Here is a 13401-nt window from a genome sequence, read left to right as displayed (position 1 = left end):
ATGCCGACGCCGGACACGACCTCGCCCGACCGCATCACGGTCTCCATCGACCGCGATCTCGAAGACATCGTGCCGATTTTTCTCGCCAATCGGGGAAAAGACGTGCGGACGCTGCGCGAGTCGCTGGAGCGCAAGGATTTCGAGACGATCCGCATGCTCGGCCACCGCATGAAAGGCGACGGCGGCGGGTACGGCTTTCACACCGTCAGCGAGATCGGCGGGGCCCTGGAGCTCGCCGCCGGCCGCCACGACAGCCCGGCCATCGAGCGGCTGACGCATCAGTTGGAAGATTTTCTCGCCCGGGTCAGCGTCGTGTATCGTTGAGAGCCTGCGCCGGCCATTTCGCTTCTCCACCATTGCTGTTTCAGTCAAATCGGCTGGTCGGTACGATTCAATCTGGGCGGTCTGTCGATAGGGTAAGATGGAGACGTACGGAGAAGCGCCGTATGAAGACAGCATCCCGGGAACCGACAGGCACGACCATCCACTCAGCCATTCTGCTGCCCGCAATGGCGCTGGCCATCCTGGCGGCGGTCGGATGCGCCCGCACCACCAGCGGCAAGATCCCGGTTGGCGCTTCGGGGAGCGAGCAGAATATCGTACGGGCCGCGCGGCTGGACGATCGGCGAGTGGCGGCGCACAAAACCGATGCGTCAACCACCGGAGACGTGATCAAACAATGGCGCTGGGACCGGCCCTGGGAAGTGCGCAACGCCGCCGGCGAGGTGATCCGCCGGATGTACGGACCGGATTCCGCGCGCCAGATCGGTCCGACCATTACGGTGATCGACGATCCGAAACGGGGCACGATCTACGAAGCGCACTTCGTGCAGCAAACCGGCAAGAGGTTCGATCTGCCCATGACGCTGTACTTTTTCGGCGCCCGCGACGCGAGCACACCGTTGTTTTCCCTGTCTTTTACGGATGCGGCCCTTCGCAACTGCCAGGAGGGCCGTGTCAGCCGGGGCGGCATCCAAGCCCCGGGGATTCCCCGCTCGCTGGTGGAGTCGGCCGAATGGGTCGCCGTAAGCTGGACCAGCGTGCCGTATCACGATTGCTAGGACTGCCGCCGCACCTCGACGGAGAATTGAAGTAGAGTCTCGGCAAACGGTTGTGTATAATGCGCTCCACGGGAACGCGAGCCTGACTCCTCCCCGTTCTCTTTCCGCGGCTCACACTCGCGCAATCACGCGCGATGCAACCCCGCGGGTGTTTCTCAGCTCGCGTTTCCCTTCCCATCAGGTGGGGGGCTAGCTCAGTTGGGAGAGCACTACGTTCGCAACGTAGGGGTCGGGGGTTCGACTCCCCTGCCCTCCACCAAACCTCGCTTCCGCGACAGACTTCACTGACCGCTTCTTCAGTCATTCCCCCCGCGCACGCACCACACGAAGCTCGCCATATATTTTTCGAGGGCGGCGGAACGGCCGCTGCTCAAATTGACGAACATCGCATAGCCGGTATGGTCTTTGTGCTTCGTCGCCGACCAATAGATGGCCGATTCGATATGGGTGAATGGATGGCCCGCGGGCAGCTTGAGGTCCGTCGAAGCGGGATCCACGAGGCTGCTCAGTTCATCGACGGTCGGTACGCGCCAACCCGTCCGCCCACCGGCGGTGCTCGCCGAGCATTGTCGGTGCGCCCGATCCCAGTCATAGACTTCCAGACGCGGCGACAGTTCCCAGACCAGGCCGGTCGTATTGTCCCGCACGGCTTCGTTGTTGAATTCATTCAAGACGGTAAACCGCGAGTTGCTCGACGGGATCGTGTTTTCCTTTTGAGCCGACGTCTGGCTCTCGGCGTTGGAGGATGCGGCGAAGATGGGTGAAGAGAGAGTCAGAGTGACGAGCGCCAGCCCGGCAAGGGCGAATCGAACCTCCGGTAAACATCTGCACTGCGAAACAAGCATGGAGGGCCTCCAGATGGTGAGGGTGAATCAGGCGGCCAGCCTACCCCGAAAGCTAGGGATCTGGATAGTTAGCACGGAGGCTTAACCAATTCACCCCAAGGGTGTCGGCAAAAGAAGCGAGCCATCCTGCGCTATTCCGCCTCTGACTGCTTCGCTGTACAATGCCGGCCGCGTATGGCGATCTCTCCTCTTATCCGTTTTGGCACGTCGACATGGACCTACGAAGGCTGGAAAGGACAGGTCTATCAGAAGAACTATACGAAGACGGCGTTTGCGCGGGACTGTTTGGGCGAGTACTGCCAGTACCTCCATAACGGCAAGCCCTGTTTCCGCACCGTCGGAAACGACTCCACGTTCTATCGTCCGCCCACGGCGAACCAACTCCGCCATTACCTGACTCAGATCCCGGAAGACTTCGAGATGTGCTTCAAAGTGTGGGAGGAGATCACCATTCCGTTTTTCGCAAACCATCCGCGCTACGGCGCGAAAGCCGGACGGCCCAATCCCAGATTTCTGGACGCCGCCCTCTTCAACGATCTTGTGCTGACGCCGTTCCGCGAGGCGCAATTCGAGCCGCACGCCGGACCGTTCCTGTTCGAGTTCCAACAGCACGGCCTACCCGGTCACGAGTTCTGCAAAAAGCTCGATCGGTTTTTCAGCCACCTTCCGCAAGATTTCCGGTACGCGGTGGAGATCAGAAACGCCGGCCTGCTCAGCCCGGACTATCGCAAAGTCTTGGAGTCGTACGGCGTCGCGCACGTCTACAACCATTGGTCCTACATGCCGCCCTTAGCCGAGCAGCATCGACGAATGGAACAATTCACGGCGCCGTTCACCATCCTGCGACTGCTAACGCCGCTCAACATGCCCTACGAAACCGCGAAGAAACGAGCGGCGCCCTACAACAAGATCGTAAAAGAGCTGCCGGAGATGCGGAGGGATACCGTCAGCTTGATTAAGCAGGCTGTAGCAGAGAACCGGCGAGCTTATGTGCTGGCGAACAATCGATCCGAGGGCAATGCGCCGTTGACGGTGCAGGCGTTGCTGCAGGCCTTTATCTAGAACCTATCTCAAAAACCAACCTCCCCTTCCCCCTCCTTACGAAGGAGGGGACCAGACTGGGTGCCGTGCCGCCGAAAGCGTGGTTTTGAGGTAGGTTCTAGTTAGAACTCAAGCATATCGCAGGCACTTCGTGGCGGAGCCAGATGCATCGAACGCCCGCCGGTGAAATGGTCAGCGCCCTGCTTGCGCAGTTCATTCGCCACGCGGGCCTGCCCCCACGCCGGCTGCTCGATGGCCATCTGCACGATGGCCTGCTCCACCTCTGGCGCCACCCGATTCTTGAGGAGGGGCTTCTGCCGCGAAATCTCTTGGAGGGCGGTCTCGCCGCCGGTGTCATAGAGCTCTTTGAACCGATAAAAACTATCTCGGCTATACCCCATCAGCTGACAGGCTTTGGAGACATTGCCCAGCTGCTTCGCCAGTTCCAACACGCCGACTTTGGTCTTGATGATCTTCTGCTCCGTCGTCATCGTCCTCGCTCCTTCCGTGAAGAGGGAGGGCTCTAGCTGACCGTCAGATTAAGTTCTAGCTTTCGCATATTAGATGAACCCTAGATCTCTCCTTGCAGATGTTCATTAGTACGCTAGCCTTGGTCTGACACCAACGGATCCAGGCAATCTGCATACCAATGCGCCCACGCAAACCATTGTTCCGCTTTGCTCCCAACTGGAAGCTCTCCATGTTTGGTAACGTACGTCTTTCTCTTTGCAGCCAAGTAGGCTCTTAGTTGTCGTGCCTTAGCCCACTTTTCAATCTCCTGCTCCAAGGCTTGTCGCCTTTCACTTTCTTCTTGGCGACGACGTTCAGCTTCGAGCCATCGTCGTTGTTGCTCTTCGCGTTCTACGCGTCGACCCTTTTCGGCCTCAGCAACTTTGAGGAGCCCGACTACGAAATCATTCAAGCATGATTCAAGTGTTACGGTTTTCCCATCATTCCAGCTTCTCTGTAGCCCATCCATACCCCAGCGGCCAATCCTTAAGAATAACGAACCAGTAGGAATGTATCGGTAACGTCCGCGCATCCAGTATTCGACCCGAGCGTTATTGTGATCTGGGTTATCGATGCGTGTGAATCGTTCTTCGAGCCCGAACTCGATCCACTCTCCACTGATGCGAACTCCTAGAGTCTTGTGAAAGCCATCCTGAATCCCGACTTGATAGCTGCGCGACTCGAGCGCCTTGAAAAGGGTGTCCATGATCCGAAATGCGCGATCGAGGCTTTTAGGGCTCACACGCATGCCAAGTTGCCTGATGTTGCCAGATACGATTGCACCGTATTCGTCGACCTGTGGCTTTCGCCATTCTGACAAACGATCCTTCAAAAGGCGATGTGGATTTAACAGGCGCTCAGGCACGACGATCTTCTTTCTCTCTGTCAGCTCTGCCTCCACGCGCTGAATGGTGTCCGCAGAGAACTCCATCGCAACCTCAGGCTGTGCACTCGGATAAATCGTTACGGACTCCTTGCTGGGATCCGCATTCGGCGGGAGCGGTAATTGTTCGACTGCTTTGCCAGTCTCCTTTCTCCGCCAATAACCGCGACCAGGATAGGGCAAGTTCAGCTTCTTGCAGATCTTCGCCAGCCCTACATCCGATATCCCATACTTCTCGGCTAACTTCGTCATCGGCGTCGACCAGACTTGCTCGTACAGATTCTGCCGAGATACTTCGATTCCTTGGGAATGCGATCCGAACATGATTCACCTCCTCGATTACGGGAAACCTTAGCCCTAGGAGGGTAGTTTCATACAAACGGCGGGAAGAAAACTAATAGGCAGGATCATTGAAACGCAGAAGCCAAATCTCTCTTTAAATATGCAGTAGGGGTGGCCAATGATTTTAACGGCGAGCCTTGTTTCATGCCTGGGAGACAGGGATATCTTTACAAGGGTCTGTTAAAAAAGCTGCCATCCATTCTTTTGCTTCGGGAGTGGGATCATACATATACTTGTTCGCTTCCACGCGCTTCCAAAATCTCGGCTCATTGACATGCCGATAAGCAACAACTTCGCTCAGCAGATCAAGTGTGTGAAGGGCAAACTTGAGCGATAGAAGGACCGTCCCTAGCGCGAACAACTCTCCTGAAGTGGGGGTTGGCGAAACAGTTTGCCATCGCCGATATAGCAGTCCCCCCACATGGGCAAAATCACTGGAAAGGCTTCCCCACGCCCTAGCAAGAACACTGCCAACCTCTGGCCAAGCTTTTTTAACCATGCCGATGCAAGAGGAAGAGTCGAGCCTCCCATGCTTGTATCTTTCATAGGCCTTGCCATCGGAATTGATTACTGCCGCTAATGCCATTACTTCGATTGAGTTTCTTATGACAATACCTGTCTGGAGTGGAAATCCTCGTCGCACCAGTTCTAGTGCAGACATCAAAGAAGACATCGCATTTAGCAGAAGCACACAAATCGTCTTCTCAGGCCCATCTGGGACAGTTTGGTGCTGATTAGCAAGGTGCATAGCAATGCGCTTACCGACTTCGTCGATTAGCGAGAAATGACGGCTAAAAACGTAGTCAACCTCAGCTGCGAGATAATCCAACACCGTCAACTTAAGCGTCCGCTCTTTACTGACGATCGCCTCTTCGCCCGGCTTCGCGTCTTCAATGAACACCCTTCGGCCTTCCACGCGCAGGCGTCCTTCCGCGAACAGTTGCACCGCTCGGGGGTAGATTTTGTGTTCTTGCACGAGGATTCTGGCGGCGAGGGTTTCGGGGGTGTCGTTGTCGAGGATCGGGACTGCGGCTTGGAGGATGATCGGCCCTTCGTCTACGCCTTCCGTCACGAAGTGGACCGTGCAGCCGGCCAGTTTGCAGCCCCAGTCGATGGCTTTTTTCTGCACGTCCAATCCGGGGAACGAGGGCAGCAGCGAGGGATGGATGTTCATCATGCGGTTCTCGTAGGCCTTCACGAGCACCGAGGTGACGATTTTCATGTAGCCGGCCAACAGGACGAGTTCCACGTCGAGCCGGCGCAGCGTCTCCAATAACAGATTGTCGTAGGCTTCGCGGCTGTCCGGCCGGCCGGCGAAGGGCTTGGGATCGATGAACAGATCCTGGATGCCGTGCTTTCTCGCCCGCTCCAGCGCCGGCGCGTCTTTCTTGTTGCTGATCACCGCCACGATCTGCGCGCGGACATGGCCCGCTTCGATCGCATCGATGACGGCCTGGAGGTTCGATCCTCGGCCTGACGCGAGCACGGCCACGCGCAGCGGTCTCGTCCGGTCAATCGACATACGTCACCAGCGGTTGATCAGGGCCGGCCGCCACAATCTCGCCGATCTGCCAGCCTTGATCGCCCAGCGAAGCGGCTCGCGCCAATACCGCTTGAGCCGACGCAGGCGGCACGACGAGGATCAACCCGATGCCCATGTTGAAGACCCGGTACATTTCCTCGCGCGGCACTTCGCCGAGCCGCGCCAGCGCGTTGAAGATCGGCGGCACAGTCCATCGTCCTCTGAAGATCCTCGCGCCGACACCCTCCGGAAAAACGCGCGGCAGATTTTCGGTGATGCCGCCGCCCGTAATGTGCGCGAGGCCCTTGATGGGAAATTCCTGCGCGAGGGTTAAAATCTGTTTGGCGTAGATTCTCGTCGGCGTGAGCAGCACTTCGCCGAGCGGCCGGTCGAGCTCAGGCAATCGGCTCTGCACGGTGAGCTTGGCCTTGTCGAAGAAGACCCGGCGGACCAGCGAATAGCCGTTGCTGTGGAGACCGGACGAGGCCAGACCGATGACCGCATCACCGGGCTGGATCGTCTTGCCGTCGATGATCTTCGGCCGATCGACCGCGCCGACCGCAAAGCCGGCGAGGTCATATTCCCCGTCCGGATAAAACGAGGGCATCTCGGCCGTCTCGCCGCCGATCAAGGCGCAGCCGGCCTGGCGGCAGCCGTCGGCGATGCCTTTGACCACGTCCTGCGCCGTCGACACCGACAGCTTGCCTGTGGCGAAATAGTCCAAGAAAAACAGCGGCTCCGCGCCGCTCACCGCGATATCGTTCACGCACATCGCGACCAGGTCGATGCCGACCGTGTCGTGCTTGTCCATCATGAAGGCGATCTTGAGCTTCGTCCCGACGCCATCGGTGCCGGACACGAGCACCGGGTCCTGATACTTCTTCGCCTGAAACCCGAACAACCCGCCGAACCCGCCCAAATCCGTCAACACCTCCGGGCGGAAGGTCGAACGGACCAGCGGCTTGATGCGCTCGACAAACTCGTCGCCCGCATCGATATCGACACCTGATTCCCGATACGTCGTCATGGGGGCGCTATCTTAGAGGAGGGCTGCAACAGGGTCAACGGAAGGAATGTGCCATTGCACTCTTGTTTCTCTTTCTTCTTCCCATCTTTTCACTTTCCTGTGAGGAGCGGAGGCGGGTCGCTCCTAACTGCGCGCATCCACCGAGCACATCGTCCACCATAATTGAATCATCCGATAATCAGATGTGGGCGGTGGGCGAGCACAGGAGCGACCCGCCTCCGCTCCTCACCCCTCCGGCCTCATTTCGACTTCCAGTAGCTTGATCTTCCGATGCAAATGGCTCCGCTCGATCTTCAGGTCCTCCGCCGTCCGTGAGATGTTCCAATGGTGCTCGCGCAGCTTGCGGGCGATGTATTCCTTCTCGAACGCGTTCCGCGCGTCGCGCAACGAATCGTAGGATTTCGTGAAGAGCGGGCTCACCGTTTGGCCGGCCTGAGCCGCCGCCGGACTGCTGGCCCGGCCTTGCAACGACGCCGTCGCCTGCTGCGCTTCGATGACCGGTCCGGGCACCATGATCATCAGCCGTTCGATCAGATTCCGCAGCTCGCGGATGTTGCCCGGCCATTCGTACTGCTGAAAGACCGTCATGGCCTCCGGCGAGACTTCTTTGATGCGGAGCCCCTGCTCTTCCGCGTGGATCTTCATGAAGTGCCGCACGAGGGCCGGGATGTCTTCCCGCCGCTCGCGCAACGGCGGCACGATGATCGGCACCACGTTGAGACGATAGTAGAGGTCTTCGCGGAAATTCCCCTTCTCGATTTCTTTTTCCAGGTCCTTGTTGGAGGCCGCCAGCACCCGCACATCCACCTTCATCAGCTTGCCGCCACCGACGCGGGTGAATTGCTGCTCCTGCAGCGCCCGCAGCACTTTGGCCTGCGTGCTGAGGCTCATGTCGCCGATCTCGTCGAGAAACAGCGTGCCGCCGTCGGCCTGTTCGAACTGGCCGCGCTTCATCGACGTGGCGCCGGTGAACGACCCTTTTTCATGGCCGAACAGCTCGCTTTCGATCAGCGTCTCCGGAATCGCCGCGCAGTTCACGGCGACGAAGGGGTGATCGGCCCTGGTGCTGTGCATGTGGATGGCGCGGGCCACCAACTCCTTCCCCGTGCCGTTTTCACCACCGATCAATACGCGGCTGTTGGTCGGGCCGGCCGTTTCGATCAGCAGCCGCAGCTGCTGCATGGCCGGCGATTGGCCCACCAGCTCGAACTTGCGCTCGACCTTCGTCTTGAGCGACCGGTTTTCCTGCTCCAGCCGGTACTGATCCAGCGCGTGCTTCACCCGGAGCGTGACGTTCTCCAGCGACAGCGGCTTTTCGATATAGTCGTAGGCGCCCAGCTTGATCGCCTTCACCGCGGTCTCGATGGACCCGTGGCCCGACATCATCATCACCTGCGCCGTCGGCACGAATTCCTTCACGCGCCGCAGCGTCTCCAACCCGTCCATCTCGGGCATCCAGATGTCGAGCATCATCAGGTCGGGCGGATCGGTGGTGTAGAGCCTCAGGGCTTCCTGGCCGTTGCTGGCCACCGCCACTTCATACCCCTCGTCTTCCAGAATGCTCCGCAACGAGCTGCGGATGGATTCTTCATCGTCCACGATCAAAATCGACGCTGACATGCTCCTCCTGAAAAGTGATCAGTGATGAGTGATGGGTGATGAGCGATGTATCCCGTTCGTCAGGCTCCACTGATCACTCATCACCGATCACCCATCACTGCATCCATTACACCGGCAGATCGAACGTAAAGACCGCCCCTCTGGGCTGATTGTTCCCGGCCTGAATCTGGCCTTCATGGTCGGTGATGATGCGGCGCACGATGGCCAATCCCAATCCCGTCCCGCTTTTCTTCCGCGTGAAATAGGGCACGAACAGCCGCTCTTGATCTTCCGGCGCGATGCCCGGCCCTTCGTCGGCCACCGTCACGACCGCCCGCTTCCGCTTCGTGTCGTATTTCGTGCTCACCCAGAGCCGGCCTTTCTGATTCATCGCCTGGATGGCGTTGTCGAACAAATTGACCAGCACCCGCCGGAGCTGCTCGCGATCGTAATTGATCGGCGGCAAGTCCTCGTCGAGCTCGACCAGCAACTCGATGTCCTTGTGCGCCGAACGGTAGAGGGTCACGACTTCCTGGATCACGTCGTGCAACGACTGCCGGACCATCTGCGGCGCCGGCAGGCGGGCGAACTTGGAAAACTCGTCCACCATGTGCTTGAGGCTGGTCACTTCGTTGATGATGACGTTCGTCGCGTCGTCGAACACCCGGTCGAAGTCCGGCGCCTTCTCGAGAAACTTCTTCCGCAGCCGCTGCGCCGACAGCTGAATCGGGGTGAGCGGGTTTTTGATCTCGTGCGCCACCCGGCGGGCCACCTCCTGCCAGGCCGCGGTCTTTTGCGCCTTGATGAGCTCCGTCAGGTCTTCGAACACCAGCACGAATCCAAAATCCTTGTTGGCCTCGTCGCGCATGCGCGACGCGTTGAGGCCGATCGTGACGAGCTTGCCCTGCACGTCCAGCTGGCCGTCCAAGGCCACATCGTCGCGGTCGTCGGCCAGCATGCGGTCGTACGCCGTCTGGAAGAGATCCAAGCCGAATTCCTTGAACGCCTCGTTGGCCGACCGCCCGCGGAACCGGTCGGCGGACAGCCCCAGAATCCGTTCGGCGGAGGGATTGTAGGTCGTGATGATCCCGTTGCGGTCGATGGACATCAGGCCGGCCGCGATGGTATCCACCACCGTTTCGATGTAGGCGCGCCGCCGATCGAGCTCCACGTTCGTCTGGCGGAGCGAAATATTGGCCTGTTCCAGCTTGGACTTGCTCCCTTGCAGGTCCTCGGTCATCCGATTGAAGGAGTCGATCAACGTCCCGATCTCGTCCGTGGCCTTCGCCTCGATCTTGACGGACAGATCGCCCTGCGCCACGGCTTCCGTGGCTTCCGCCAATCGTTGGATGGGGACCGTGATGCTCCGCGCCACGTAGAAGCCGAACCAGGTGGCGCTGAACACGATCAGCACCGTGATGACGGCCACGAAGAGATAGGCGCCCGCCTTGATCGGATTCTTCATCGCCTTGATCTGCTTGTACTCGGCGTATTGCCGGCCGATGCCCTCCATCTTGGTGAGCAGCGATTCCGGCACGTAGGCCTCGACGACGACGACGCCTTCCAATTCGCCGCGCCGGCTGCTGGACGCGACCGGAATGCCCGCCCGCACCAGCCGGCCCATCTGCGCTTCCTGGACGGACGTGAATTCCTGCTTGCCGTTGATGACTTGGAGCACGAGCTGGCTGATCGGCAAATCGAGCACGCCGGCCGGCACCTCGGGATCGAGGGCCTTGGTCAACGTCTCCATCTTGGCGGAGAACACTTCGATGCCCGCCACCCCGTACTCCGTGCGCTTCCGGGCCATGGCGGCGGCGAGCAGATCCCGCTGCTCGGGGACCAGCAAGTCTTCCCGGAACAGCTCCTGTCCGATCGCGCGCGCGCTGTTCACCGCCAGCGCGATGTGTCCGGCATGCTGCATGCGGGCGACCTCGTACGAATCCTTCATCACCTTTTCGATCTGCTCGTTGAACCAGACGTCGACCGCCTTGTTCACCAATCCGCTCGCCACCAGGGCCAGCAAGACCGTCGGAATCAGCGAAAAGCCGATGAAGGCGGCGATGAGCTTCGTGCGGAAACCCGACCCCACGAGCCGGTGCCGCCGCTCGAAATAGGCCTTGATGAGATTGCGCGAGAGCAGCAGGGTGAGCACGACGAAGCCGATGAGGTCCAGATTCAGGAGAAGCAGGACGAAGGCGTAGCTGGTGGTGGGGAGAAACGAATCCGTCTCTTCGCCGGCCGGCATGACGACTTGCGAGTAATAGACGGTGAGCGCCAGACAGGAGACGAGCAAAATCAGCACGACCCAGACGGGCCGTAGATGGGGAGTTTTGCGCTCCGCTTCTGGCGCGTCACGCCGATTCGGCGGGACGGCGGGATCGGCGGATCCGGGGGCGACCATCCCCAACGCGGACTTGGGCGGATTCAACTCAGGCATGGATGCGGCCTCTGGACGGATGCGTCTCGCCGGAGGATACGTGCCACACTATAGCGGATTTAGGAGGCCGTCTCAAAACGTGCCGGCTGCGGGGCTACCGCGCCAAGATTATTTCGGCGAGGCCAGCGTGACGTATTTCATGCGGAGCGCGTACAACATGTCGCGCAGCACCGTCTGTTCGTCCGACGTGAGGTTGCCCTTGGTCTTCTCTTCCAGCACCGACAGGAGATCGATGATTTCCTTCGCTTGCGCCAGATTGACCGGAAGAGGAGCCTGCTGCGGATCCAACTGTTCTCCCATCAACATCAGGGAGGAGGAGCCGAGCGAAATAACGAAGGAGGAAAATGTGACGGGAAGGCCGGGGGACTGCGGAGCCGACGCCGTACTCGATGGGGACGCGGACGCCGCGGGCTTCTGTGTCGATGCGGAAGCGGACGGGCTCTCGGAACTTCCCCCGCCTCCCCGCCGGTCCCGGATGACGAATCCCTGCTCCTGCTCTGCCATAAGATGCCGTCCCTCCGTGGGGAGTACCCTACCATTCACACCCGGATCATCGCAAGACGGGCGACATTGAAGCGGTGGCGGTCCTCGGTATAGAGTGGGCGGCATGTCCGACCGATTTTCCAAGCTCGTCGAGCTGATGGCCGCGCTGCGGGCTCCCAACGGCTGTCCCTGGGATCGCAAGCAGACTCATCAGTCGTTAAAGCCCTATCTGCTCGAAGAGACCTATGAAGTCCTGGAGACCATCGATCAGGGGGATATCGCCAAGCTGCGGGAAGAATTGGGAGACGTCCTGCTCCAAGTCCTCTTCCATAGCCAAATCGCCGCGGAGGCGGGCACGTTCACCGTGGACGACGTGTTGGAGTTGCTGGCCACGAAGTTGATCCGCCGCCACCCGCACGTGTTCGGCAACGGCGAGAAGAGCGCCACGAACAGCGAACAGGTCCTGAGCCAATGGGAAGAGATCAAGCGCGCGGAACGGGAAGCGGCCGGCGGCTCGCAATCGGCGCTGGATGGAGTCCCTAAAACCTTGCCCGCGTTGCTCCGCGCGTACCAGACCCAGGCCCGGGCGGCGCGGGTGGGCTTCGATTGGCCGCACAATCGCGCCGGCTTGGAGCACATCTTCGGCAAGATCGGCGAGGAGATCGGCGAGTTGCGGGACGCGGTGGACCAGAGCCGGCCGGACACCGAACCGCCTGCACGGGACGCCACGGCCCAGCGAAACATCGAAGCGGAGCTGGGGGACCTGCTCTTCTCGCTGGTGAATCTGGCCCGCTTCCTCAAGGTCAATCCCGAGGAAGCGTTGCGCGGCTCCACCAACCGCTTCGTCGACCGGTTTCATCTGGTGGAGGCGCAGGCGGCCGACCAGGACCGATCCCTCACGGACATGACGCTCCCGGAAATGGACGAGCTTTGGGAACGGGCGAAGCAGCGGTTGCGCGAGACGGGCGCTCCGGAACGGCCGGACAGGCGTGTTTCCACCGATAGAGGCGGATCGCGATGAGCGACAATGAGGGACCTTATCAGGAGGGCAAGCGAGCCGGCATTCATCCGTTGGTGGTCGTGTTCGGGGTTCTCCTGGGCCTTTGGCTGTTTGTCGCCCTGATTGTCCCGAGCTCCAAGAATAAACAGGCGGCGGGCACCGAGGGGCTGGCGACGCCCGTGGTGGAAGATCCCGAAGCGGCGCCGGTGATTTTCAAGGTCCAGAGCACGGTGCCCGATATGAACGCCGTCGGGCTCGTCGTGCCGCCGCAGGCCACCGACAGCCAAGTCATCGGCCTGCTCAAGCGGCTGAAGCAGGAACGGCTGGACGGCACGCTCGGGTCCCACGTTCCTCCGACCACCCCCGGCCACAAGCTCGGCGACCATGCGGTCGCGGACATTTATATTTTTTCCGATCCGAAGTACGCCGACCAGGAAGCCATCCGTACACTGGCCCGCGGCGCCCATGCGCCGGGCACCCTGCTGCCGACGGCGATTCCCTTCGAAGTGGCGATGGAAGAAGTGCGGGGCCACTATCGCATCGATCTGAACGACACCGGCGCGCCGGACAAGGGCTCGCTGGGATTGGCGGACGAGTCCGGCGTGCACTCCAAACATTTTCGCCGGATTTTTTAAGAGCCCTTCGACGAGC

Annotated in this window: 12 protein-coding genes, 1 tRNA gene and 1 pseudogene; 6 read left to right on the top strand and 8 right to left on the bottom strand. The window is 60.2% G+C overall.

Features of this window, described 5'->3' with window-relative positions; all coding sequences use genetic code 11:
• The 3 genes from NITMOv2_RS05190 to NITMOv2_RS05180 all read left to right on the top strand — a co-directional run bounded on the left by NITMOv2_RS05190 (position 1) and on the right by NITMOv2_RS05180 (position 1320).
• A complete protein-coding gene (locus NITMOv2_RS05190; protein ID WP_053378876.1) occupies positions 1 to 324 on the top strand; it encodes an Hpt domain-containing protein in 324 nt (107 codons plus the stop codon).
• Positions 325 to 446: 122 nt separating this feature from the next.
• Positions 447 to 1061, top strand: a complete 615-nt coding sequence (locus tag NITMOv2_RS05185; RefSeq protein ID WP_053378875.1) for a hypothetical protein — start codon at positions 447 to 449, stop codon at positions 1059 to 1061.
• Positions 1062 to 1244: 183 nt separating this feature from the next.
• Positions 1245 to 1320: transfer RNA gene (locus tag NITMOv2_RS05180), tRNA-Ala, on the top strand.
• Between the two features lie 37 nt (positions 1321 to 1357).
• Here NITMOv2_RS05180 and NITMOv2_RS05175 read toward each other — a convergent pair.
• On the bottom strand, positions 1358 to 1906 hold the full coding sequence (locus NITMOv2_RS05175) for an Lcl C-terminal domain-containing protein (protein WP_053378874.1): 549 nt from the start codon (positions 1904 to 1906) through the stop codon (positions 1358 to 1360).
• Between the two features lie 174 nt (positions 1907 to 2080).
• On the opposite strand from NITMOv2_RS05175, the gene NITMOv2_RS05170 reads away from it, so the two are divergent.
• Positions 2081 to 2968, top strand: a complete 888-nt coding sequence (locus tag NITMOv2_RS05170; protein ID WP_053378873.1) for a DUF72 domain-containing protein — start codon at positions 2081 to 2083, stop codon at positions 2966 to 2968.
• A 124-nt stretch (positions 2969 to 3092) separates the two neighbouring features.
• On the opposite strand, the pseudogene NITMOv2_RS05165 reads toward NITMOv2_RS05170, so the two are convergent.
• From NITMOv2_RS05165 to NITMOv2_RS05135, 7 genes and pseudogenes are all read right to left on the bottom strand, one after another.
• Positions 3093 to 3438, bottom strand: a pseudogene (locus NITMOv2_RS05165) (helix-turn-helix domain-containing protein); the annotation flags it as partial.
• Positions 3439 to 3551: 113 nt separating this feature from the next.
• Positions 3552 to 4664: a hypothetical protein gene (locus tag NITMOv2_RS05160; RefSeq protein WP_053378871.1), complete on the bottom strand. Its 1113-nt coding sequence runs from the start codon at positions 4662 to 4664 to the stop codon at positions 3552 to 3554.
• Between the two features lie 160 nt (positions 4665 to 4824).
• A complete protein-coding gene (gene purN, locus NITMOv2_RS22470; protein WP_238590466.1) occupies positions 4825 to 6174 on the bottom strand; it encodes a phosphoribosylglycinamide formyltransferase in 1350 nt (449 codons plus the stop codon).
• A 19-nt stretch (positions 6175 to 6193) separates the two neighbouring features.
• A complete protein-coding gene (gene purM, locus NITMOv2_RS05150) occupies positions 6194 to 7231 on the bottom strand; it encodes a phosphoribosylformylglycinamidine cyclo-ligase (protein WP_053378870.1) in 1038 nt (345 codons plus the stop codon).
• A gap of 225 nt (positions 7232 to 7456) precedes the next feature.
• On the bottom strand, positions 7457 to 8851 hold the full coding sequence (locus NITMOv2_RS05145) for a sigma-54-dependent transcriptional regulator (protein ID WP_053378869.1): 1395 nt from the start codon (positions 8849 to 8851) through the stop codon (positions 7457 to 7459).
• A 106-nt stretch (positions 8852 to 8957) separates the two neighbouring features.
• Positions 8958 to 11267, bottom strand: coding sequence for a sensor histidine kinase (locus NITMOv2_RS05140; protein WP_053378868.1), 2310 nt, complete (start codon positions 11265 to 11267; stop codon positions 8958 to 8960).
• A 108-nt stretch (positions 11268 to 11375) separates the two neighbouring features.
• Positions 11376 to 11771, bottom strand: a complete 396-nt coding sequence (locus tag NITMOv2_RS05135) for a DUF1844 domain-containing protein (RefSeq protein WP_053378867.1) — start codon at positions 11769 to 11771, stop codon at positions 11376 to 11378.
• Positions 11772 to 11874: 103 nt separating this feature from the next.
• Here NITMOv2_RS05135 and mazG point away from each other — a divergent pair, with 103 nt between their 5' ends.
• Both mazG and NITMOv2_RS05125 read left to right on the top strand, forming a co-directional pair.
• Positions 11875 to 12771 carry a nucleoside triphosphate pyrophosphohydrolase gene (mazG, locus tag NITMOv2_RS05130; RefSeq protein WP_083447761.1) on the top strand — a complete coding sequence of 299 codons (897 nt, stop codon included), beginning with the start codon at positions 11875 to 11877 and terminating at the stop codon, positions 12769 to 12771.
• Positions 12768 to 13385, top strand: coding sequence for an immunoglobulin-like domain-containing protein (locus NITMOv2_RS05125; RefSeq protein WP_053378866.1), 618 nt, complete (start codon positions 12768 to 12770; stop codon positions 13383 to 13385). Before mazG ends, NITMOv2_RS05125 begins: the two co-directional genes overlap by 4 nt.
• The last annotated feature ends 16 nt before the right edge of the window (positions 13386 to 13401 follow it).

Origin of the sequence: Nitrospira moscoviensis (genome assembly GCF_001273775.1) — a bacterium.
GTDB classification, from domain to species: domain Bacteria; phylum Nitrospirota; class Nitrospiria; order Nitrospirales; family Nitrospiraceae; genus Nitrospira_D; species Nitrospira_D moscoviensis.
Note: the sequence above shows the minus strand (reverse complement) of the source record. Positions and strands in the feature narration are given on the sequence as shown.